Origin of the sequence: Micromonospora sp. CPCC 206060 (assembly GCF_036906895.1) — a bacterium.
GTDB lineage: Bacteria > Actinomycetota > Actinomycetes > Mycobacteriales > Micromonosporaceae > Micromonospora.
The window spans coordinates 1-21915 of sequence record NZ_JBAKHU010000082.1 but is presented as its reverse complement, the minus strand read 5'-3'; the positions used below and the strand labels follow the sequence as shown (position 1 = coordinate 21915).

Annotated in this window: 20 protein-coding genes and 3 pseudogenes; 11 read left to right on the top strand and 12 right to left on the bottom strand. The window is 68.4% G+C overall.

The features are described from left to right. Positions 1-63: 63 nt before the first annotated feature. Entirely contained in the window at positions 64-2073 is a 2010-nt protein-coding gene (locus V6U90_RS28970) for a hypothetical protein (protein WP_334443371.1), read from the top strand. Between the two features lie 31 nt (positions 2074-2104). Continuing rightward, positions 2105-2500, top strand: coding sequence for a hypothetical protein (locus tag V6U90_RS28965; protein ID WP_334443368.1), 396 nt, complete (start codon positions 2105-2107; stop codon positions 2498-2500). A 491-nt stretch (positions 2501-2991) separates the two neighbouring features. Here the strand turns inward: V6U90_RS28965 and V6U90_RS28960 are convergent, their stop codons facing one another. Continuing rightward, complete coding sequence (locus V6U90_RS28960) at positions 2992-3225, bottom strand: hypothetical protein (RefSeq protein WP_334443365.1); 234 nt, start codon at positions 3223-3225, stop codon at positions 2992-2994. A 177-nt stretch (positions 3226-3402) separates the two neighbouring features. Between V6U90_RS28960 and V6U90_RS28955 the strand changes: the two genes are divergently transcribed. The 4 genes from V6U90_RS28955 to V6U90_RS28940 all read left to right on the top strand — a co-directional run bounded on the left by V6U90_RS28955 (position 3403) and on the right by V6U90_RS28940 (position 6706). Next, positions 3403-5037, top strand: a complete 1635-nt coding sequence (locus V6U90_RS28955; RefSeq protein WP_334443362.1) for a cellulose-binding protein — start codon at positions 3403-3405, stop codon at positions 5035-5037. Between the two features lie 330 nt (positions 5038-5367). Further along, positions 5368-5490, top strand: a complete 123-nt coding sequence (locus V6U90_RS28950) for a hypothetical protein (protein ID WP_334443359.1) — start codon at positions 5368-5370, stop codon at positions 5488-5490. A 40-nt stretch (positions 5491-5530) separates the two neighbouring features. Further along, the gene (locus V6U90_RS28945; protein WP_334443357.1) at positions 5531-5806 is read left to right on the top strand and encodes a transposase; all 276 of its coding nucleotides are present in this window, start codon (positions 5531-5533) and stop codon (positions 5804-5806) included. Positions 5807-5842: 36 nt separating this feature from the next. Next, positions 5843-6706 carry an IS3 family transposase gene (locus V6U90_RS28940; protein WP_334443355.1) on the top strand — a complete coding sequence of 288 codons (864 nt, stop codon included), beginning with the start codon at positions 5843-5845 and terminating at the stop codon, positions 6704-6706. Positions 6707-6871: 165 nt separating this feature from the next. Here V6U90_RS28940 and V6U90_RS28935 read toward each other — a convergent pair whose 3' ends face one another. Further along, positions 6872-7849, bottom strand: a complete 978-nt coding sequence (locus tag V6U90_RS28935; protein WP_334443353.1) for an aldo/keto reductase — start codon at positions 7847-7849, stop codon at positions 6872-6874. A gap of 52 nt (positions 7850-7901) precedes the next feature. Here V6U90_RS28935 and V6U90_RS28930 point away from each other — a divergent pair, with 52 nt between their 5' ends. Together V6U90_RS28930 and V6U90_RS28925 are read left to right on the top strand one after the other, a co-directional pair. Continuing rightward, entirely contained in the window at positions 7902-8336 is a 435-nt protein-coding gene (locus V6U90_RS28930; protein WP_334443350.1) for a MerR family transcriptional regulator, read from the top strand. Between the two features lie 504 nt (positions 8337-8840). Beyond that, positions 8841-9113: pseudogene (locus V6U90_RS28925) on the top strand (ATP-binding protein); the annotation flags it as partial. A gap of 1104 nt (positions 9114-10217) precedes the next feature. Here the strand turns inward: V6U90_RS28925 and V6U90_RS28920 are convergent. From V6U90_RS28920 to V6U90_RS28885, 8 genes are all read right to left on the bottom strand, one after another. Beyond that, on the bottom strand, positions 10218-11213 hold the full coding sequence (locus V6U90_RS28920) for an NAD(P)-dependent alcohol dehydrogenase (RefSeq protein ID WP_334443348.1): 996 nt from the start codon (positions 11211-11213) through the stop codon (positions 10218-10220). Continuing rightward, positions 11214-11879: a DUF2306 domain-containing protein gene (locus V6U90_RS28915; protein ID WP_334443346.1), complete on the bottom strand. Its 666-nt coding sequence runs from the start codon at positions 11877-11879 to the stop codon at positions 11214-11216. Positions 11880-11997: 118 nt separating this feature from the next. Beyond that, complete coding sequence (locus tag V6U90_RS28910) at positions 11998-12669, bottom strand: response regulator transcription factor (RefSeq protein WP_334443343.1); 672 nt, start codon at positions 12667-12669, stop codon at positions 11998-12000. Further along, the gene (locus tag V6U90_RS28905) at positions 12666-13799 is read right to left on the bottom strand and encodes a sensor histidine kinase (RefSeq protein ID WP_334443339.1); all 1134 of its coding nucleotides are present in this window, start codon (positions 13797-13799) and stop codon (positions 12666-12668) included. The genes V6U90_RS28910 and V6U90_RS28905 overlap by 4 nt, the downstream gene beginning before the upstream one ends. Before the next feature lie 604 nt (positions 13800-14403). After that, positions 14404-15195 carry a hypothetical protein gene (locus V6U90_RS28900; RefSeq protein WP_334443336.1) on the bottom strand — a complete coding sequence of 264 codons (792 nt, stop codon included), beginning with the start codon at positions 15193-15195 and terminating at the stop codon, positions 14404-14406. A 48-nt stretch (positions 15196-15243) separates the two neighbouring features. Beyond that, entirely contained in the window at positions 15244-15921 is a 678-nt protein-coding gene (locus V6U90_RS28895; RefSeq protein WP_334443333.1) for a M15 family metallopeptidase, read from the bottom strand. 255 nt (positions 15922-16176) lie between these two features. Continuing rightward, on the bottom strand, positions 16177-16311 hold the full coding sequence (locus V6U90_RS28890) for a hypothetical protein (protein ID WP_334443330.1): 135 nt from the start codon (positions 16309-16311) through the stop codon (positions 16177-16179). Between the two features lie 116 nt (positions 16312-16427). Continuing rightward, on the bottom strand, positions 16428-18503 hold the full coding sequence (locus tag V6U90_RS28885; RefSeq protein WP_334443328.1) for a HelD family protein: 2076 nt from the start codon (positions 18501-18503) through the stop codon (positions 16428-16430). A 237-nt stretch (positions 18504-18740) separates the two neighbouring features. On the opposite strand from V6U90_RS28885, the pseudogene V6U90_RS28880 reads away from it, so the two are divergent. Then, positions 18741-18998 (top strand): annotated as a pseudogene (locus V6U90_RS28880) (PaaX family transcriptional regulator C-terminal domain-containing protein); the annotation flags it as partial. A gap of 52 nt (positions 18999-19050) precedes the next feature. Here V6U90_RS28880 and V6U90_RS28875 read toward each other — a convergent pair. Beyond that, on the bottom strand, positions 19051-19626 hold the full coding sequence (locus V6U90_RS28875; protein ID WP_334443326.1) for a TetR/AcrR family transcriptional regulator: 576 nt from the start codon (positions 19624-19626) through the stop codon (positions 19051-19053). A gap of 62 nt (positions 19627-19688) precedes the next feature. Here V6U90_RS28875 and V6U90_RS28870 point away from each other — a divergent pair, with 62 nt between their 5' ends. Next, the gene (locus V6U90_RS28870; RefSeq protein ID WP_334443323.1) at positions 19689-20690 is read left to right on the top strand and encodes a hypothetical protein; all 1002 of its coding nucleotides are present in this window, start codon (positions 19689-19691) and stop codon (positions 20688-20690) included. Between the two features lie 160 nt (positions 20691-20850). After that, positions 20851-21300, top strand: coding sequence for an iron chaperone (locus V6U90_RS28865; protein WP_334443320.1), 450 nt, complete (start codon positions 20851-20853; stop codon positions 21298-21300). A gap of 215 nt (positions 21301-21515) precedes the next feature. On the opposite strand, the pseudogene V6U90_RS28860 reads toward V6U90_RS28865, so the two are convergent. Further along, positions 21516-21854: pseudogene (locus tag V6U90_RS28860) on the bottom strand (NF041680 family putative transposase); the annotation flags it as partial. Positions 21855-21915 lie beyond the last annotated feature (61 nt).

The window sequence follows — 21915 nt, the reverse complement described above, 5'->3', positions numbered from 1 at the left end:
CACGGACGAACCACCTGAAACGACCACTACGCACAGTTGCAGACCGTTACTCGGAAACCTTCAGTGGGCGATTTCCAGCAGTTCGTGACGGATGTGACTATACGTCTGTCCGCGATGTCCAAGGGCGAGTTGTACGTCGTCGGCGACGGTCTCGACCGGGACTCACTCTGGCTCACCTTTCTCGATTCCTTCCCCGCCGGCACCAATCTCCGGTTCCGTGAGCGGTCCGAGTACGACTGCTCGACCTGCCGCGGGTTCATCAAGAACTTCGGTAACATCGTCGAGATCCACAACGGACAGGTTCGCTCCGTCTGGTCCGGGGTGTCTGCATCCGACCCGGTCTTCTCCGTCGTCGCCGCCGCAATGGACGAATTCGTCAGTACGCTGCCGTTGTCCACCATTTTCCGGTCCACCGAGGCGCAGTACGGGACGAGGACGACCCGGACGCTGCGCGACGGCCAGGTCGAGGTGTGGCACCACCTGCACGGCCGGGTGGAGAAGCGGCATCGCATCAAAGACGTCGGCGCGGCACGGGGCACCTTCGACGCCGCGGTGCAGGTGTTCCAGCGTGGCCTGGCCGAGCTGACCCAGCACGCTCTGGACACCGTCGTCGACCTCATCGACGACAACGCCCTCTACCGCGGCACGGAGCATCGTCGGGCGGTGACCGAGTTCCGGTCACTGCAGAACCGGTGGACGGAGGCGACCGACAGACGGGCCTTCGTCTTCGCCAACGCCATGAACCCGGCGGCCCGGTTCCGCAACACGGTGATCGGCACCCTCGTCCAGGATCTCTCCGCGGGCGTCGACCTGGAGCAGGCGGTCCGGTCGTTCGAGACGAAGGTGGCACCGCAGAATTACCAGCGCCCCACGGCGTTGATCACCCCGGCCATGGTCAAGGCTGCCATGAAGACCATTGACGAGTTGGGCATCGAGGAGTCGTTGCAGCGACGGTTCGCCCGGCTGTCCGACATGTCGGTCACCAACGTGCTATGGGTCGACAACGACACACAGCCGCGGATGAAGGACGGCATCGAAGGGCTGCTCATGCAGGCGGCCACCATGGGCTCGGCAGGTGCGCGCCTTCGTGACGCGAAGCCGGAGGAGATTCCCGTGGTCTCCTTCATGAAGGACATCCTGCCCGACGCCACCACCATCGACCTGTGGGTCGCCAACACCTACGAGCCGCACTTTGTCAGTCTCACGACCGGGCGGCACCCGGCTGCTCCGCGGTTGTTCAAGTGGGACAACGATTTCGGCTGGTCGTACGGCGGCAACGTCACCGACTCGATCAGGGAGAAGGTCAAGCGGGCCGGCGGCAACGTCACCGGCAAGCTGCGGGTGAGCCTGTCCTGGTTCAACCACGACGACCTCGACCTGCACGTGTTCGAACCCAACGGCGACCACATCTGGTACCAGGAAAAGCGCAACAAGCTGGACGTCGACATGAACGCCGGCGGGGCGCTCTCCCGCGAGCCGGTGGAGAACGTCACCTGGACCGACCGTGTCCCCGACGGTGAGTACCGGATCGAGGTGAACCAGTACCGCAAGCGGGACAGCACCCAGGTCGGCTTTGTGATCGAGACAGAGAGCAACGGGAAGATCGAGCATTACAGCCACGAGCGCGCGGTCGGCCACAAGGAGACCGTCGAGGTGGGCCGGATGACGGTTACCGGCGGGGTGATCACCGCTTTCCGGCCGGGTGAAGACGTGCAGCCGGGCAGTGCGGGCAAGGAGTTGTGGGGCATCACCACCGAACAGTTCGTGCCGGTGTCCACCATCATGTACTCGCCGAACTACTTTGACGACAACGAGGTCGGCAACCGGCACTACTTCTTCATCCTGAAGGGGTGCGTGAACGACCAGCCGACGCGGGGGATCTACAACGAGTTCCTCCGCGGCGACCTGCAGCCGCACCGCAAGGTGTTCGAGGTTCTCGGCGACCGCACCAAGTGTGAGCCGTCCCCGGATCAGCTGTCCGGCCTCGGCTTCAGCTCCACGGTCCGCAGCTCTGTGGTCGCCAAGGTGACCATGACCGGCGGTCGGCGCCGCCTCATCAGCATCCAGTTCTGATTCCCTACCCAGAAATCGGAGAGAGGCCATCGTGACCCTTTTTGAACAGGCCACGCGGGAGAAGTTCCGCTATCCGTCGGCCAAGGGACTGCTGACCACGGAACAGTTGTGGGAGCTTCCGCTGACCGCCAAGTCCGGCTTCAGCCTCGATGACGTGGCCAAGGCGGTCAACGCCGAACTCAAGGCCATCGACACCGAGTCGTTCGTGGCCACCGAGACCAATCCGGCCAAGGCAACCTTGGAGACCAAGCTGGAGGTCGTCAAGCACGTCATCGCCGTCCGCCTCGCGGAGGACCAGTCGGCGAAGGCAGCGGCAGCCAAGAAACTGGAGAAGGAAAAGCTGCTGGCAGCCCTGGGCCGCAAGCAGGACGCGGTCCTGGAAAACCTGACCGAGGCAGAGCTGCTGGCCCGAATCAACAACCTGTAGCCCGCTGACAATCAGCGTCTGCCAGCAGGCCCGCACATCGCCGAGAAGTACGGCCGCCATGCAAGACTTGCGCGACCAGGCCGGCGCCCACGGCCACTTCTCGGCGAACTCACATCGGTACGACAGCGAGCGCGACGCCCTCTCATCGGCAAATCCGCACGCAGGGCGCGCGCCGGCTGGTTACGCCATGGTGCGGCTGGGATCACCCCCGCGTACGCGGGGAGCAGACCTTGTGGGGGATGGTGAGGAATCCGCCGAGGGGATCACCCCCGCGTACGCGGGGAGCAGCCAGTTCATGGCCCTCTTTGTTTTCGTTCCCTGTGGACGGTTGGGTGCTCGGTGGGTGCTCGTACGACGAGCATCCCCTACGTCCGGCGAAGTCCGGATGGGTTCGGTTGGGTCTGGGCGGCGGTCATGCGGCGCTGATCTTCACTGGCTGGGTGTGCCTGGTTGGGTTCGTTGTCGCGAAGTGTTCGAGGTGGAAGAACTCGTCACGCGGGCGAGGCTCTTTCTGGATCTGGGTCGGAGGAGGCTTCCGCTGGAACCCGTGTACCCGACAGCGCCACCGCCGCCGACCGCAAGGCACACTTGCCGTCGCGGTCGCGGATCAGAAATCGCCACGCGCCGTTCTGCTCGTTCAGGTCCATAGTCAGATTTCGGGCTTGCTGGACCACCCACTGTTCGCTGGTGAAGCCTGCTCGTCCCAGCACCTCGGTCTGCAACAAACCTGCACATCTCAAGCCTTGCGCTCCAGGCAAGCGCTTTCCTGGCCTGAAGATTCATCGATGTTTCGGGTCGCTGGCCGGGCCAGGGACGCAGACATAGGACGGTGTGCGGCGCCGCGCCTGCAGGGCGGTGCCCCGCCGCGTTCATTCCTGAGGAGTTCGACAGTGAGAGTCAAAGTGAGACCGAAGCTTCTCGCGGGCAGCGTCGCCTTGACCGCGGTGGCCGCGGCCGTGGTGGCTCTGCCGATGGTCCAGGTATCGGCCGCCACCAGCGGCCCCAACCTCAGTCTCGGGGCCGGTGCCGACGGCTCCAGCAAGGCCAGCGGGACCAGCTTCGGCAACGTGGTCGACGGCAATATGAGCACTTACTGGTCACCTGCCGGCTCGACCGGTCGCATCTCGATCAAGTGGAGCACGACCACCACGGTGTCCGCGATCAGTATCCGCGAGGCAGCCGGCGCTGTCGGGTTCATCGGATCCTGGCGGGTCGTCAACAACGACACTGGTGCCATCCTGACCACCGGCAGCGGGGCGGGCGTGATCACCTTCGCCCCAGCCTCACTAAGCAAGATCAACTTCGAGATTACCAGTTCGAGTGGCGCACCGAGAGTCGCCGAGTTCGAAACCTACGCCTCGACGACCGTTCCACCGACGACTGCCCCACCGACGACCACCCCACCACCGACGACCACACCGCCGACCACGCCTCCACCGACGACTCCACCGCCGTCGGGCAACGTCCTGTACGTGGCTCCGGGAGGTAGCGACAGCGCCTCCGGGACGGAATCGAACCCGACGACGCTCACCTCCGCGATCACCCGTATCCCCGCAGGCGGGACGATCTACATGCGCGGCGGCACCTACCGCTACTCGCAGACCATCACCATCGGCCAAGGCAACAACGGCACGTCGAGCGCGCGCAAGAAGCTGTTCGCTTACCCAGGCGAAACCCCCGTGCTGAACTTCTCGGCCCAGAGTGAGGATCCGGCGAACCGTGGACTCGCCCTGGGCGGGTCGTATTGGCACATCTACGGCATCGTCGTTGAGCGCGCCGGCGACAACGGTATCCTCCTCGCCGGCAACAACAACATCATCGAGCGTGCGATCACCCGCCACAACCGCGACTCGGGACTGCAGCTCTCCCGCCTGGTAGCCGGCGCGCCCAAGGACCAGTGGCCGTCCAACAACCTCGTGCTGAGCACGGTGTCACACGACAACGTCGACTCCGACGGCGAGGACGCAGACGGCTTCGCACCGAAGCTCACCGTCGGCCCGGGCAACGTCTTCCGCTACACCGTGGCCCACAACAACATCGACGATGGCTACGACCTCTACACCAAGTCCGACACCGGACCCATCGGGGCGGTAACCATCGAGTCCTCCCTCGCCTACGACAACGGCACCCTCAGCAACGGCGGCCAAGCCGGCGCCGGCGACCGCAACGGCTACAAGCTCGGCGGCGAGGACATCGCGGTCAACCACATCGTCCGGGGCAACATCGCCCACAACAACGGCAAGCACGGATTCACCTACAACCGCAATCTGGGCACGATGCAGGTGTCGAACAACGCCAGCATCGGCAACACCGAACGCAACTTCACCTTCGATGGCGGCAGCTCGGTCTTCCGTAACAACACCTCGTGCGACGGCGGATCGAGCGACAAGATCGTCGGCAACTCCGACAGCTCGAACCAGTTCTGGTCCGGCTCCGACGGATCCCGGTGCTCCCAGTACTCCGGCACCCTGGGCTGGTCCTTCGCATCCGACGGCCGCCTCGTCGTGACCTTCGGCGGCAGGGTGGTAACACCCTAACCGACCCGTCCCAGATGCCCGCTCATGAGCGCACACCGGCTGGCGACACCGTCGTGCCCGCCCGGCGTCAGGGACGACTCTGGAGCGATGACGCCGGCATCACCAGCACGGGTGATGCCGGCACATCACCGCTACCTGCTGATCGTTCCGCCTACGCCCACCCGGGAGAACAGGAAGAACGAGACCTCCCGCCTGACGCCGTGCGGCAGCACCGCCCCGCCCCGGGAACGCTGAGCCGGGCGTCGGATACTCCTCCGGGAACGCCACCACCCGCTCGGTGGTGGCCGGCCGGGAGAGCGCGAAGCCCTGCCCGAAAAGACAACCGGACCGGTGGGCCCGATCGACTTGGCCCGTCGACTCCAGTTCCTCGGCCACCACCTCCAGCCCGATTCGGCGGCCCAGGTGCACCACCACGTCTGCCAGGGGAGGTTCCGGCTGCCCTTCCCCTCGTAGCTGGAGGCCAGAGCTTGAGGGATAGAGGTTCATAACTGAGGTGAGGCGGCAGTCCGATCCGGAGTTCCGGGCGGGCGCCGTGCGCATCGTGCGTGAGACGGGTAAGTCGATTGCTCAGGTCGCGCGTGACCTGGGCATCAACAGTGGGACCCTGGCCAACTGGGTGAAGAGGGACCGCGAGAATCGCGGTGAAGCCGCCGCCGGGCAGTTGGCCGAGGACGAGCGGGCGGAACCTGGCCCGGCTGCGGCGGGAGAACGCTTCACAGTCCTCAAGCGATCCGTGGTCCTGTGGGTCAAGGAAGCGACGAGCCGGTGAGCGTGGCCGCCTTCATCGCTTCCCAGAGGACCGATCATGATGTGCCGCACACGCTGGCCTGCCGGGCGCTGGGGGTGTCCGAGTCATGGTTCTACAAGTGGCGTGACCGGCCGCCAACCCGCCGCGATGACCGGCGTGCCCGGTTGGCGGCCGCGGTCCAGAAGGTGTTCGCCGACTCGGGCGGCACCTACGGCAGCCCTCGCATCGGCATCGAGGCATCGGCATCGAGCTACGCGAGCAGGGTTGGCAGGTCTCGGACACACGATCCCGCAGCTCATGGCCACCTCCGGTCTGACCGCCCGCGCCAGGCGCCGCCGCCGGAGCCTGACCCGCCAGGGCACACGGCCGGCCGCGCCGGACCTGGTCAAGCGGGTGTTCACCGCGCCGGCGCCGGACCGCGTCTGGTGCGGCGACATGACCGAGATCCGCACCGACGAGGGCAAGCTCTATCTGGCCACCGTCATCGACCTGTACTCCCGTCGCATCCTCGGCTACGCGATGGGCGCCCACCACGACGCCGGGCTGGTCGTCGCCGCGTTGAACATGGCCGCCGTCTCCAGAGGCGGCAGCGTCGAAGGGGTGATCTTTCACAGCGACAGGGGCGCCGAGTACAGCTCGGCCGACTTCCCCCGTGCCTGCACCCGGTGGAAGGTACGCCAGTCGATGGGCCGGGTGGGGTCGTGCTTCGACAACGCCGTCGCCGAGGCCACCTTCTCCACCATCAAGGTCGAGTACGTCCACCGCAGCCACTTCCGCACCCGCACCGAGGCCCGCCTGAAGATCGCCACCTGGATCACCGATTTCTACAACCGGCGTCGCCGGCACTCCGTCTGCGACTGGCGATCCCCCATCGACTACGAACGATCAGAGGCCTGCGCCATGGAGGCCCGGGCCGCATAACGGAGCCCTCCACGATTCCAGGGGGATTGACAGAATGCGCAGGTCCTGAGCGTTGACGGAGCCGATCGGCGATCAGAGTTGTCCGATAAGGGATCGGCTTACGGACATCGCAAACGCGCTCATTGCGGCCGGGCCCCGGCGCCGGGCTGGTGAACTGGCCCGGCGTCAGAGGTTGAGCCCTGTCATGGAGTCCGCCGGGTAGCGCGTGCCCGCCACGTCGGCACCGATGTGGTCGAGGGCCGCCCGGTCGTCCGGGGTGAGCTGCACCTGGAGGGCAGCAAGGTTCTGCTCGAGATAGCCGATCCGCCTGGTGCCGGGGATCGGCACGATGTCGTCGCCCTGGCTGAGCACCCAGGCGAGGGCGAGCTGCGCGGGCGTGACGCTCTTCTCGGCGGCCAGCTTGCTCACTGTCTCGACGAGCCGGAGGTTGGCCGCGAGGTTGTCGCCTTGGAAGCGCGGGTTCTGGCGGCGCCAGTCGTCGTCGGCGAGCTCGTCTGGGCGGGTGATCGCGCCGGTGAGGAAGCCGCGCCCGAGCGGGCTGTACGCCACGAACCCGATGCCCAGCTCGCGCAGCGTGCCGAACAGCTCCCCCTCGAGCTCGCGGGTCCACAGCGAGTACTCGTACTGCCCGGCGGTGACGGGGTGTACGGCGTGCGCCCGCCGTACGGTCGACGGCGCGGCCTCGGAGATGCCGAGATGACGCACCTTCCCGGCTACCACCAGCTCGGCCATCGCGCCCCAGGTCTCCTCGACGGGCACGTTCGGATCGACACGGTGCTGGTAGTAGAGGTCGATGTGGTCGACGCCGAGCCGGCCGAGGGACGCGTCGCAGGCGGCGCGGACGTACTCGGGGCGGCCGTTGACACCGACGAAGCTGCCGTCCGGTCTGCGCTCGTTGCCGAACTTGGTGGCGACGATGACGTCGTCGCGGCGCCCGGCGATCGCGGCGCCGACGAGCTGTTCATTGTGAAACGGCCCGTACATGTCGGCGGTGTCAAGCATGGTGACGCCGAGGTCGAGGGCGCGGTGGATGGTGGCGATGGACTCGGCGTCGTCGCGCGGCCCGTAGAAATCGCTCATCCCCATGCAGCCGAGGCCGAGTGCGGAGGTGGTCAGTCCCTGTCCGAGGTTTCGTTGCTCCATGCGGATGAGCCTTCATCTTCGAGCGCGCTCTAAGTCAACCTAGGATTCGGTTATGACCGAGAGCTACCCCATCGCCGAGGTGGTGGCCCGCACCGGGCTCACCGCTCACACGCTGCGCTACTACGAGCGGGCCGGACTGATCGAACCGCCAGCGCGGGAGTGGAACGGGCACCGCCGCTACACCGAGGTCGACCTGGGGATGATCACAACCTTGACAAAGCTGCGGGCGACAGGGATGCCGATCGAGGGCATGCGCCGCTATGCAGCGCTCTGCCGGCAAGGCCCCGGCAACGAGGCCGAGCGCCGCGCGTTGCTCCTCGAGCACCGCGAGCAGGTGCTCAGCCGCCTCGATCAGCTGCAGGCAGATCTCGCGGTCGTTGACCGGAAGATCGAGATGTACGCGCCGGTCACCGGGAGCGAAGCGGACTCTGGCCGAATGGAGAACCTGTGCTCAGGCGTTCAGAGCCGCCAGCCTTTCGTGGCGTGAGCGCGTTTCGGGGTTCCCCTAACGGACGCTCGCTGCGGGAGGGGTCGGCTTGAGTCGGAAGGAGCTGGCGACCTTCTGCCGGTAGATCTGCTGAGTTTGAGCGTGCCAAGGGATGCACCAGTGGCCGGCACGGGTGCTGGCGGGGACCTGACCCAGGCGCAGCCAGTTGTAGAGTCGGCGGGAATGCCGAGCAGCTGAGCGACCTGCTTGACGCTGATCTCCCCGTCATGGACCGCCACGGTACGCGGCGTAAAGATCTTGTAGATCCCACGCACCCCGGCGACGTGCCGTGGGGTGAACCGCAGGTTCTTGCCAGTGCGCAGGCCGGCGTCGTTGAGCATCTTCGCGATCTGCACGTTGCTGTGCGTGGCGCCGTACTCGCGCACGATGGCGAGGGCCTGCGGTGGGGCGGCCCCGGTCCGCGCCGCTCCACGACCAGTTCATCGGCGGCGCCGGTGTGCCACCTCACGCCGATCCGTACGGCGTCGGAGTCCTGTTCCAGCAATCGCCCACCTCGGCACCCTGGACTTCGTGGCGTCGAAGGAGAGTGTCGTCTTCCTGGGGCCTCCCGGCACCGGCAAGACCCATCTGTCCATCGGCCTCGGGATCCGGGCCTGTCAGGCCGGACACCGGGTCGCGTTCGCCACCGCCGCCCAATGGGTGTCCCGCCTCGCCGACGCCCACCACGCCGGCCGTCTCCAAGACGAGCTGGTCAAGCTCGGCCGGATCCCGCTGCTGATCGTCGACGAGGTCGGCTGTGCGCCACGAGGCGCTGAGAAACCGTGTGGGATGAGAGGCCCACCGCTGGTCATCGCAGTGACCGGTTGAAGCTGGAGACAGGCCGATCCCCGGGTCAGGGGTGAGGCCGGGAGCAGTCTCGACAACGTAGGGGCTGCCGACACCACCAGACGGTGCGTGCCCGCAAGCAATGACGGGAAGGTGCAAGGAAACTGAACCAGTGGTCGACGCCCCGTGAGTCGTCAGCGGCCTGCCGAACCTGGCGGATGGGCCGCTTCGTGGTGTTGGAGAACGCTGTAACCGATGGCTTCTCCTCTTCCACCGTCGGTCTCCGGTCGGTGGTGGGAGGCCCGGACCAAGACTGCGATGTGCGGTCCGTGGCGATGCCACCGGGGTATAGCTGGGCATCGATCCCCGTTGCAGTGGTTCTCAGTGAACGTGGGAAGCGATCTGGTGTCGCCCTCCCCGGGCGGCGGCCAGCCGTCCGGCGTGCAGGCGTGACGCCCGCTGAAGGCATCAGGTCGTGGCGGAATCGCCGTAGTACTCCGAGCCGGGGAAAGCCCGGCACATGGGGAAGGGCGACAGCGTGATCAGCAGCATGCGCGGACGCGCGACGTGGACGACCTTCGTACCTTGGCGGCGCTGTCCAAGGTCGTGACAGTGGACGACCCGTACGTCTATGCAGCGACTTCTACCCCGACGAGGTGATCTCGGTGCGGGCCATGGCGGTCATCCGCGAGCTCTTCGATTGAGTCGGTGGCAGTGGCCCCCGGCGATCGGCGATGCGGTTTTCTGGGCGAGAGTTGTAGTTCGCCCCGGATGATGATCGTGGAATCGCGGAAACATCGCCCCTCGGACACGATTCAATGCTCTATCGAAGTCCGCGACACGCTGTGCCTGTCGCGGACTTTCTTGCCGTGCTGCCCGGCTTTCAGAAGATGCTGGCGTATGTCACGTCCGGCCACGGCGTGGTCGTCGTCGGCGCCCAGACCGAGCAGGTCTATCCCCGCCCCGGGCCTGACCTGCGGCTACGCGCTCGTCCGGCGCCACCGACGACCTCGGCGCTCTCGCCTCGGCCTTCCTCCACCACGCCACCACCGCAATGCGGGACCGGCCGTCCACCGGACGCCCCGCTGACCGTCGTCAACCGGCACTGCCAACGTGTAGCACGATCTTGGCACGGGCGTGTTCCACCTCGAGGCGACGGATCGCCGCAGCCGCCTCGGACAGCGGGTAGGTCCGCTCCACGATGGGCGTGAGTCGTCCGGACTCGATGAGCTCGGTGAGGACGGCGAGGTTCGCGGCGCTGGGGACAGCGCTGAGCGGGAGCACCCGGTGACGGACGAACCGGGCTACCGCCGTGCCGCGCATCATCAGGCCCATCGGGCCGACGAGGCTACCGCCGCGCGACACCCCGCCGCCGGAGAGCACCAGCGTCCCCTCTGGGGTCAAGGCCCGCCGCAGGTCGGTCAGCGAACGGTTGCCGACCAGGTCGAGCACCACGTCGTAGCGTCCGTGGTGGCGGGCGAAGTCGTCGCGGGTGTAGTCGACCACGTGGTCGGTCCCCAGCGACTCGACGAGCTCGGCGTTCTGCGGGCTGCACACCGCGGTCACCTCGGCGCCGTACGCCTTCGCGAGCTGCACCGCGAACGTGCCCACGCCGCCCGAGGACCCGTTGATCAGGACGCGTTGCCCGCCGCGGACCCGGGCGCGGTCACGCAGCCCGATCAGCGCCGTGTTCGCCGCGAGGGGGACCGCCGCCGCCTGCCCGTAGCTGAGGTTCCGCGGCATGGTGGCCACCACCTGTGCCGGGGCGCAGACGTACTCCGCGAATGCGCCGGCGGCCTCGCCGTACACGTCGTCGCCCGGGCGGAGGTGTTCGACTCCCTCGCCGACCGCCTCGACGGTGCCGGCGAAGTCGGTGCCACGCACGGTCACCTTCGGGCCGCGCAGGCCGAGCTCCGGGGCGGCCAGGCGGGCCAGGTAGGGGTCGCCCCGCAGGAAATGCCAGTCGCGGGCGTTGACCGAGGCGGCCCGCACCCGGACCAGCACCTGCGAACGGGACGGGGCGGGAGTCGCGACGTCGGCCAGCCGGAGCACTTCCGGGCCGCCGTACCGGTGGTGGACGATGGCCTTCATCTACGCCTCCGCCAGGATCGTCGCGGGCACCGGGACTGCCGGGGCGGGGCGTCGCCGGCGGACCAGCCATTCGGCGATGGCCAGGTTGAGCGTCCAGGACGCACCCATGAGCACCGCCCGGGACAGTTGGGTGGTCGGACCCACCGCCAGCATCCAGGTCGACAACAGTACGGCCTGGGTCCCGGCGCCCTGCCCGATCGCATAGCCCCGCATCATCCAGGCCCGATGGTGGCGGATCCGGTGCTGCCGGATGGCCAGGAAGCCGGCGGCGATGGATCCGAACATGGCCGACGCGAACAGATACCGCAACGCCATGAGCAGCGGACCGTCACTGGGTGGCAGCGGGTAGAAGGTGTTCATCCACAGCGCGGTCACGGCCACCGCTAGTCCACACAGGACGAGTGCCCGGCCGGCGCGGCGGTGCCAGACCCGGTGTCGTTTGCGGAACTCGGGCGCGAACTGGAGTGCCCCCAGCGCGCAGAACGCGACGGCGGCGAAGATGTGCAGCAGCACCGGCACCGGCGCCGCGAAGAAGCGTTCGTCCTCGGGCGTCACCTCGGCCCCGCCGGAGAGCTGGGCCACCCGCAGCGCGCCGCCGAACGCGGGGACCACGCTGAGCAGGATGAGCCCGGTGAGGAGGGGCCAGTCCCGTCGTCTTGTCGTCATGGTCCGAGCATGGCGACCGGGCGGGTGTGGGTTCATCGGTCCACGGGCCGCGGGCAGACCGGCCGAAGGTCGGGGACATGGACCGTACTTTCGGTGGCGCCCGTGCGGCGGGTCGATCTCAGCCGCCGCGTACCCGGTCGGTCTCGTACGCCCACATCGCGATCTCGACCCGGTTGCGCGCCCCCAGTTTGGCCATCAGGCTGGCGATGTGGGTCTTGACCGTGCTCAGCGTGATGTGCAGCTCGGCCGAGATCTCGGTGTTGGTGCGTCCTCGGGCCACCGCGGACAGCACCTGCTCCTCCCGGTCGGTGAGCCGGTCGATCGGCTGGCGGGGCGGGGCGGCCGGCCCGGCGTCGGCGAACGCCCTGAGCAGCCGGGTGGTGATGCTCGGCGCGATCAGCGCGTCCCCACGGGCGGCCGCGTGGATCGCCTGGGCGAGCAGGGCCGGGCCGCAGTCCTTGAGCACGAAGCCCTTGGCTCCGGCCCGCAGGGCGGCGTAGACGTACTCGTCCAGGTCGAAGGTCGTGATGACCACCACCGCCATCGGATCCGCGACCCCCGGCCCGGCCAGCAACCGGGTCGCCTCGATGCCGTCCAGACCGGGCATCCGGATGTCGAACAGACACACGTCCGGGCGCAGCCGCCGGGCCAGGTCGACCGCCCGCTGTCCGGTGGCCGCCTCGCCGACCACCTCGATGTCGGCCTGAGCGTTGAGGATCATCGCCAACCCGGTGCGCACAATCTCCTGGTCGTCCGCCACGACGACCCGTACGCCCCCGTTCCGGCTCATGCCGCCGCCCGGGGCAGTGCCGCAGTGACCGTCCAGCCGCGGTCGCGATCAGGACCGGCATCGACCGAGCCGCCGAGCAGGTTGACCCGTTCCCTCATGCCGACCAGTCCGAAGCCGCCGGATCCGAACGCGCGCGCGGTCGGGCCGTCTCCGTCGTCGCTCACCCGCAGGCGCACCATGTCCTTGTCCGCCACCACCCGTACCGTGATCCGTGTTGCGTCCTGCGCGTGCCGGCGGGCATTGGTGACCGATTCCTGGGCCAGCCGGTAGATCGCGGTCGCCACCGATGCCGGTAATCCATCCAGATCGCCGACCAGTTCCACCTCCACCGCCGGACCGTGGTCGGAGCGGCCGGCCAACCGCTGAAGGTCGGCGATACGCGGACTCGGCATGCGCTCGGCCGGCTCGTCGTGACGCAGGGCCCGCACCATGGTGCGCATCTCGGCCAGGGCCCGGGTCGCCTCGGCCTCGATGATCCGCAGCGCGTCGGCTGCGGCCGAGGGTTGCGTCTGCATCATGGCCAACCCGGCCTGCGCCCGGACCGCCATCGCGGAGACGTGATGGGCCACCGTGTCGTGCAGGTCGCGGGCCAGCCGTTCCCGTTCGAGCAACTTCACCTGCTCGAACTCGCGCTGGCGGGCCCGGGCCCGCCAGCGCAGCGCGGCCCCGACCGCGAGCGCCGCCGAGATCACTCCGGCCCCGGCCAGAGCGTCGCCCGGGTCGATGTAGCCCACCGTCGCCGACCACGTGATCTTCGCGGCGACGATGGCCGCCCCGAACGTTGCCCCGCGCCCCGAACCCCACCGCGACAGCGAGAACACCAGGATCAACAGGAAAGCCAGCGTGTTCAGCCGGAGATCGCCGTGCACCAGGACCTCGCCCACGGCGCAGACCGGGAAGGCGACCACCGCCATCAGCAGGGGCCTGGTCCGCCGCCACAGCAACACCGCGGTGAGGCCGACCCCGATCAGGACCGGCACGACGGCCGGCGACGGCAGGTCCGACCGTACGAGCCCTTCCAGCAAGCCCGCCGCCGCGAGTACGGCCACCAACGCCCAGTCCCGCCACCCGCGCCGCGGCGGATACGCCGGGCGAGGCTCGCGCCACCAGGACCGCAGCAGCTCGCGCACCATCCGATCGTACGGGCACCGCACGCCTTTCCCACAGCGGTGCTCTGCTGTTCCGTGACCGGCGACGGGTGCTCGGCGGCCGCCGGCGCGGGTTGCCGCCCGTGCCGGCCGGTCGACCTACGGCCGGGGCACGGCGTCGTCCTCGACGAGGTGCGCGTGGTGGCCGATGATCTGGGACTGCCGCCGGGTGGCTCAACGAGCCGACCAGCGTGTATGTCTCCGGCAAGGACGACCCGGGCAGGCGGCGGGTCTTCGACCATCCCGGACTGCACGTCACGGCGGCGTCGCCGGAGCATATATTCGTGATGAAGGCACTCGCGGCGTGGGCGCGAAGTGGACGATCTTCGCGTCATGGCGGCGCTTGCCAAGGTCGCGACGGTCGACGACGTCGGAATCAGGTGCAGCACGGCGGCTAACCTGATCATGTAGTTGGGTTCAACTCGCCCCTCGGACACAAACCGAATCCCAACGGTGCGCGGCAAGATCAAAACTTGCCCGCACCGTTTGTGTTTCGGCTGCTCTGTGGGCGTGTCGGCCGCGAACACCCACTCAGAAACGCGTTGGGGCCGTCCGCCGGTCGATCCGGTACGCCCCGGCTCCCTGCCTATATGAACGCCTGGTATGGGCGGCGGTGATGGATCTCGACCGGTGTGCCGGGGCGCGGTCCGTCGAGGATGATTCCGTCTCTGTTCACCTGGGCTCGGAAGATCGGCGTCCTGGGATGGACATCCCAGTCGCCGCCCAGCTTGATGGCGGCATCGCGTACCCGATGGAGGAAGGTGTTCAAGCGTTCTCCGTTGATGCCACCGAGTGTTCTGTTGTCGAGTATCTCGGTGTCCCCGTCTGCCGGGTTGCAGTGTGAGTCAGCGGTTGCCCACGGTAACCAGATGTCGGTCGACAGGTAGAAGCCCGTGTGCACAACACCCGTCTCCGGCGGGTCGGCGTCCAGGGTGATGTGCGTGATGCTGAACGGTTGGTAGTCGTATGTACTGCGCAGTCCCAGCGGTGCGGCGAACTCGTGCATCTCATGGACCCAGGTCTGGGCGACCTGGCCCCGTTGGTCGGCGTAGGCGAGCAGGGTTGAGGTGTGCTCCTCGGGGAGAGCGTCGAACTGTTGAAGGATGAAGCCGGTCGGTAGCCATTCGTCGGTTTCTGGCACCAATTCTGGGTGGGTGCGGATGAATGTCGCGAGGCTACCGTCCCGTTCGCGGATGTAGTTGATCTCCTCGATCGCCTCTACCCGGAGTACGCCGGTCTCCTCGGCCGCCGTCAGCACCGCGTCCTGCCAGGGCAGCAGGAAACCGGGACCGAGAACGCAGGGGAAACTCGCGTTCCACCAACACATTTCGTCAGAGTCGTAGCTGCTCCACGTGTTAGCAGGGTTGTCCGAGTTCACTCTGGACGTGTCACACCGCCGAGAAGGTGACGGGGCGCCCCGTTGGGCTCAGCCGACCGAGGAGCGGGCGACCGGCGCGTCGAAGTACGTGTTCGGGTAGGGCTCGTCGCGGTAGCTGTAGTGCCACCACTCGTTGTCGTAGCCCACGAACCCCTCGCGCGCCATCAGCTTGCGCAGCAGGTCCCGGTTGGCCCGCGCCTCCGGGCCGATGCGCGGGCTGTCCGTGTGGGCGAGCGGGTCAAAGCAGTCGAAACCCGTGCCCATGTCCACGCTGTCGTCAGCGAACCGCTCGCCCGCCGGGGCGGTGCAGGGGACGAGCCGCTGCCCCGGCCGGTACGGGGCCTGGCTCGGCGCGTTCACGTCCACCAGAGTCAGATCCACGGTGCTGCCGCTGCTGTGCGCGGTCGGCGCGCCCACGTAACCCTTGTCGAACAGATCCGACTTCGCCACGTGCGGGTGGAACTCGGCCTTCGTCTGCTCCTGACCGGGCTGGCGGGCCCACGCCACGATGTCGTCGACCGCCGGCTGCGGGCGGTAGCAGTCGTACACCTTGAGGGTGCGGCCCTCGGCCAGCGCGGCGTCCTGCACCTTGCGCAGCGCCTCAGCAGCCGGACGGGTGAGCAGGCAGAGCGGCTCGGTGTAGCCGACCAGTGGTCGCCCGACGAAGTTGTGCGCGGTGGCGTACCGGATGTCGGTGCGGATGCGGTCGTCAACGTCGGACAGCACCACAAACCCCGGCAGAGGCGGCGCGGCGGCCGGGGACGGCGTTGGCGGCGAGGGCGAGGGCGACAGCGAGTGTGCGCGGCACGCGGCGGTCAGCATCGCGACCGCGAGCAGTACGGCAGAGGTACGCGTCGCCCGTCGTCCCCACACCGCCCCTGTCTACCACATATTAGGACCTTCCGGACGGCGTTCAGCGCCGGCCCGTGGGATGCTCAGACGAAACTCATGCTTGGGCCGCTACTGTAACCGGCCTGAAGGCTAGGTCCAGTGGCGTCGTATCAGGCGGCGGTGCCAGCTCAGCAACGTGGCCGGGGTGACGATCCGATGTGCCCGCATCCGGCGGGCCAGCAGGCGGGCCAGGGCGGACAGGATCGCCCGGTCCGGCCAGGACAACCGCGGCCGGCTGGGGATCTGCCGGCACCCCCGGAACACCGGCCCCGGTACCTGTGTGCCGGGCGGTACCGGGGGCTCTCCGATCGGTGCGGCTGACACCGACGCTGTACCGGTGCTCACCGCGACCGAGTGAGATTTTCCGGCAGCGGCTTGGTGTGCAGGATGATCAGTTCCGCGACGGCCCGGGTGAGGGCGACGTAGAGACGGCTCATACCGCGGGGCTCGGCGGCGACGATGTCGGCGGGCTCCACCAACACCACGCGGTCGTACTCCAGCCCTTTGACCTGGCTGACCGGAATCGCGTTCAAGGAAGCGGCCAACTGGTCGGGTGCGATGACCGTACCCGTCTCCTGCCTGACCGCTTCGGTCAGGTCGTCGACCTGACGAATCTCCAACACGCCGCCAGGTCGGAAGGAGCGGGTGGGCTCGATCCCGGGCGCCAGGGCACGGGCGGCGAAGTCGGCGATGACCTGCGGCACCCGGTAGCCGGTGGGCAGGTCGAGCGTCCTGACCTCGCGCTTGCCCAGCCGTTGCACCAGCTCCGGCCAGGAGGCGACGGCCAGCGGATGGGTCGCCTGACCGAGGTCGCCCACGATGGTCATCGAGGCGTGGGCGGCGCGGCGGGCGATCATCCGGCACTCCATCGGCGACAGATCCTGCGCCTCGTCAAGGAGGACGTGCAGGTACACGTCGTCGATGGGCTCCTCGGTATCGGCTACCGGCAACGGCTCGGCCAACACCGGCACGTAACCTTCCTCGCCGTGCGGGTCGAAGCCGTCGACCCAGCTCACCACCTTGTGCCCCTCGCGCAGAATGATCGCGGCGGCCCAGCGCTGCGCGGCCCAGTAGCCGTTGTTGTCGATAGCCTGCCCGGACAGCGCGATCGGCGTGAGCAGTCCGGGCGCGAAGAGCTGCCAACCGTCGTTGAGGCTCCAGCTCAGCACGAAGGTCTCCGCCAACCGGGTACCGCTGTGCAGCTCACGCAGCTGCCACTCGGGCTTGACCTTTCTCGGCTTCTGCGGCTTGCCCAGAATCTCGGCCAGTTCGTCGAGCAGTGGGACGTCGTCCACCGACCACTCCCCGTTCTGCGCGGGAAGGACGTCCTGCGGGGTCAGCGGCGGCCACCACGCGTTCAGGAATGCGTCCGGCACTTCTCTGCCGCCCAGCATGTCCGAGAGTACCTTCGCAGCTTCCGTCCGGGCGCCGTTGACTCTGATGCCCTTGGCCTCGCATCTCTTTCGAATCTCGAGGCGAGCCTTTGCCAGGTCGTCGGCCTGGAGCGTGCGTAGGTGATCCGGCGCGTTCGGCGGGGTGTCCCAGGCCAGGTCGGTCAGTACCCGCACCATCCTCAGGTCGCCCTTGGACCTGGCCACCGAGGCGGGGTCGCGCCGGGTGGCGACGACGCCCTCGAACAGCTCACCGATCGCGCGCAGGTGAACGCTGTCCTCGCCGAGCCCGGGCAGCACCCTCCCGATGTACTCCGTGAACACCGTCGACGGGCCGACCACCAGCACCCGGCCGTCGGTGAACCTGCCTCGGTCGGTGTAGAGCAGGTAGGCCGCACGATGCAGCGCCACCTGGGTCTTGCCGGTGCCCGGGCCGCCGGTGATCAGGGTGACGCCGTGTGCGGGTGCGCGGATCGCCTCGTCCTGCTCGCGCTGGATCGTGGCGACGATGTCGCGCATGTGCTCACCGCGCGTTCTGGCCAGCGACGCGAGCAGGGCTCCTTCGCCGACCACGCCGTCGGTGTCCCTGGTGGACAGCACCTCGTCGTCGAGATCGACCACGGTGGGGCCCTCGCACGTGATGACGCGGCGGCGTTCCACGCCGAGCGGCGCGCCGGGCGTGGCGCGGTAGAACGGCGCGGCAGCGGGCGCACGCCAGTCCACTACCAGCGGCTCCCGGTCCTCATCGCGTACGCCCAGCCGGCCGATGCGGTAGGTCTCGCCGTCGTCGAAGTCCAGTCGACCGAAGACGATGCCCTCCTCCTGGCCGTTCAGATCGGACATCCTGGCGGCGGCGTGCAGGACCATGGCATCCCGCTCGACCAGGCCGGCGACCGGTCCGGACCCGGCGCGGTGGTGTCCCTCTTCTCTCAGCTCCATTGTCTGCCCGCGCATGACCTCAAGGCGCGCGTACACCTTGTCGACTACCTGCTGTTCGATGGCGATCTGGCGTGCTGCCTCGGACACGGTGCTCCCCGGTCTTCCTGTGCGTCTTCGCGGTGCGGTGCGGTCTTCGCACCCGGCGCATGTCTTCCTGGGCGGCGTATGCGGCGGCGGCCTGCGCGCTTGGACAAGCACATGCGCCGGCTCGGACTGGTCGAGGATATGCGCCGGTCAGGGACACAAGATCGGCATCCGGGACGATTCGGGCCGCTTGACCGACCGATATGATGGAGATGGCGGAGGGGAACGAGCTTCCGGCGCTTTTCCACTCTCGATCCGCAGTTGCCCCTGCAGCTCCTCCCGGCGGGATGGTTCAGGCAGCCAGCCCGGGAGCTGTTCGCGGCGGTCTACGACGGCCTTGCCGAACCCGCCGAGCGGCACGTCCGAGCGGTCGTCGCGCGGTTCACCGACAGCGCGCCACCCGGCATCCGGGCCCACACCACCGCCGACCCCTTTGCCGGGGGAGTAGGTGGTGACGTGAGCGGTGTGGTACCGGCTCAGGGCGGGCCGGCGCCCTGACGACCCCGCGCTCCCGCCCGTTGGCAGGGCGAACGGCCGCCGGCTGACCTCGCTAGGCTCGTCCGCGGATCAGTGGCAGGTAGATCTCATCGACGATCTCGATCAGGACCTCGTCCGGTGCGGTTTGCGCGCCCCGGGTCACGTACTCGTTGCGCAGCAGTACCACCGCGGTGGTGGCCACCCTGGGATGCAGGGCCGACGAGGGCGCCTCGCCGCGCGCCACCGCGCGTTCGAGCAGGCCGAGCCAGAGCGCCGAGCCGGCGTCGGCCGAGGCCTCCTGGATCGCCGCGAGCAGGTCGACCTCGGCCGCCGCGGCGGCAAGCAGGTCACGCTGCACCGCGCCGAGGGGTGTGGACCACTGCTGGTTGACCCGGCGTAGTAGCTCCAGCACGTCGTCGCGGAGGCTGCCGGTGTCCGGCACGTCCGTCGCGGCCACCGCCAGCCGCCGGTACGCGGCGACGCCCAGCGCCGCCTTGCCCGGCCAGCGGCGGTACACCGCGTTCTTGTTGGTCCCCGCCCGCCGGGCGACGGCCTCCATGGTGAGGCCGGCGTAACCGGACCTGACCAGCTCTTCGGCGGCGGCACGCAGGATCGCGTCCTCCAGTTCCGCGCCACGTCGACGGCTCACCCGGCCATGCTAGTAGGGAACGGGGAGTGCCCAAATTAAGGTACGCCTAGTACCGTATCGGCATGCGTAACCGAGGAATCACGTACGACACCGGCTGGGCCGCGGGCCACGGCCCCACCACGCACGAGCCGTTCGATCCCGCGACCGTCCGCCGTGACATGCAGGTGATCCGCGACGAACTGCACTGCACCGCCGTACGGATCACCGGCAGCCTGCCTGAGCGCCTGGAGATCGCCGCCCGGCACGCCGGCGACGCCGGCCTCGAGGTCTGGTTCTCACCCTTCACCAATGACCTGACCACCCGGGAACTGCTCGACGTGCTCGCCGACTGCGCCGCGCGCGCCGAGCGTCTGCGCCGTGATGGTGTCGAGGTCGTGCTGCTCACCGGAGCGGAGCTGACCCTGTTCACCCGCGGCTTCCTGCCCGGTGACACCCTGGACGAGCGGACCGCCCTGCTGTCCCGACCAGACCGGTTGCGCGAACTCGTTCCCACGATCCCGCCCCGACTCAACGCGTTCCTCGCCGAAGCGGCAGCACTGGTGCGCAAGGACTTCGGTGGCCGGATCAGCTACGCCGCCCTGCCCTCGGAACGCGTCGACTGGACCCCCTTCGACGTCATCGGGGTCGACCTCTACCGCTCGAAGGAAAACGCCGACGTCTACGAGCATGCCCTCCGGGTCCTGGCCGAGCAGGGCAAACCGGTGGCGGTGACCGAGTTCGGCTGCACGACGTACCGCGGCGCGGCGGACCTCGGCGCCCGCGGTGCCTTCCTGGTCGAGTGGGACGGCACGACGGCGCGCGGGCTGACCCGGGACCTGGACCGTGACGAGGAAGCGCAAGCGCGGTACCTGCGGGAACTGGTGAAGGTCTACGAGCGGGAGGCGGTGGACTCGGCCTTCTGGTGCACCTTCGCGGCCCGTAACCTGCCGCACCGGCCCGGCGGCGGTCGCGCGGACCTCGACGTCGCCTCGTACGGCCTGGTCAAGGTCCTTGACTCCGGGCAGTGGGAGCCCAAGGCCGCCTTCCACGCCATGGCCGAGGTCTACGCGGCAGCCGTACCGTGACCTCCCCCCGGCCCCGCTGGCGAGACGCGACGCGCGCAGATTTCCCGCCTGACCCTGCGACTCGATCAGGAATCGAGAAGCGCTCGGGTGTCGTCGGGCCTAGCCTTTTCCCAGGTAGCCGGCATCACGCCGAGCCCTGAACGGTGAAAGGGAGCCCCGAATGTCCGCCAGGAACTCCACGACCGTGTCCGACGGCTTCAGCCCCGAGGAGCGCGCCGCGATGAAGGAGCGCGCCGCCGAGTTGCGCGCCGAGGGCAAGAAGGGCGCCAAGAAGGCCGACGGGATCGAGGCGGTCCTCGACAGGATCGCGCAGATGGCGCCGGAAGACCGTGCGCTCGCCGAGCGCGTGCACCTGACGGTGACCACTACCGCCCCGCAGTTGTCGCCGAAGACCTGGTACGGGATGCCCGCCTACGCCAACGAGGACGGCAAGATCGTCGTCTTCTTCCAGGACTCGGGCAAGTTCAACTACCGCTACTCGACCCTCGGGTTCCAGGACACGGCACACCTCGACGACGGGGACCTGTGGCCGGTGGCGTACGCGCTGCAGAAGTGGAGCCCCGCGGTCGAGAAGAAGGTCGTCGAGCTGGTCAGGGGTGCGGTCTCCTGACTGCGGCCACGACCGCCGTAGCGCCGTGCTGCTACGCCGATGGCGCGCTGACCCGGCCACCACCCGCAGGGCCGTGGCCGAACTCGGCGGAGCAGGGTTCGTGGTGCCGCGCGGGTCGTCACGGGTGGCCGCGCCCCGTAGCCTGAGCTTCGCTTTTAACCCTCCTCCTCGGTTCTGCTGCGCCGATTGATGTCCTTTTTGGGTTGTTTCTTGGCGACTGGGTGGCGGGGTGCGGGGATGGAGGTGCGGCCCTTGGGGCGGCCGGGTCCGGGGCGGGTGGTTTTCGGCGCGCTGGCGGGGGTGCCCAGGATCCGCCGGATGCGGGGATAGCCGCGGCGGACCCGTCCGGGGGTGAGCCGTTCTGGTGTCAGGGGCTTCTCCCAGGGACGCCGAAGGTCCTCGGCCAGAGGACGAGCAAGGCGGAGCTGGGCGTAGGCGGCCAGGATCAGCCATACCCAGCGGTCGGCCTGCTCGGGGGTGCGCAGGCGAGGCCGGGTCAGGCCGAGGGCCTGCTTGAAGAAGCGGAAGGTGTGCGCGATGTCGAATCTTCTGAGAGGGCGTTTGATAGGCATTCATGTTTCCGGTTTGATGTGTTTTGCCGCTCGATCATCGGCG

Excerpts from the sequence above, each read along its gene's own strand:
- V6U90_RS28940 (WP_334443355.1), top strand. The coding sequence starts at position 5,843 with ATGATGTGCCGCACACGCTGGCCTGCCGGGCGCTGGGGGTGTCCGAGT.
- V6U90_RS28935 (WP_334443353.1), bottom strand. The coding sequence starts at position 7,849 with ATGGAGCAACGAAACCTCGGACAGGGACTGACCACCTCCGCACTCGGC.
- V6U90_RS28930 (WP_334443350.1), top strand. The coding sequence starts at position 7,902 with ATGACCGAGAGCTACCCCATCGCCGAGGTGGTGGCCCGCACCGGGCTC.
- V6U90_RS28920 (WP_334443348.1), bottom strand. The coding sequence starts at position 11,213 with ATGAAGGCCATCGTCCACCACCGGTACGGCGGCCCGGAAGTGCTCCGG.
- V6U90_RS28915 (WP_334443346.1), bottom strand. The coding sequence starts at position 11,879 with ATGACGACAAGACGACGGGACTGGCCCCTCCTCACCGGGCTCATCCTG.
- V6U90_RS28910 (WP_334443343.1), bottom strand. The coding sequence starts at position 12,669 with ATGAGCCGGAACGGGGGCGTACGGGTCGTCGTGGCGGACGACCAGGAG.
- V6U90_RS28870 (WP_334443323.1), top strand. The coding sequence starts at position 19,689 with ATGCGTAACCGAGGAATCACGTACGACACCGGCTGGGCCGCGGGCCAC.
- V6U90_RS28865 (WP_334443320.1), top strand. The coding sequence starts at position 20,851 with ATGTCCGCCAGGAACTCCACGACCGTGTCCGACGGCTTCAGCCCCGAG.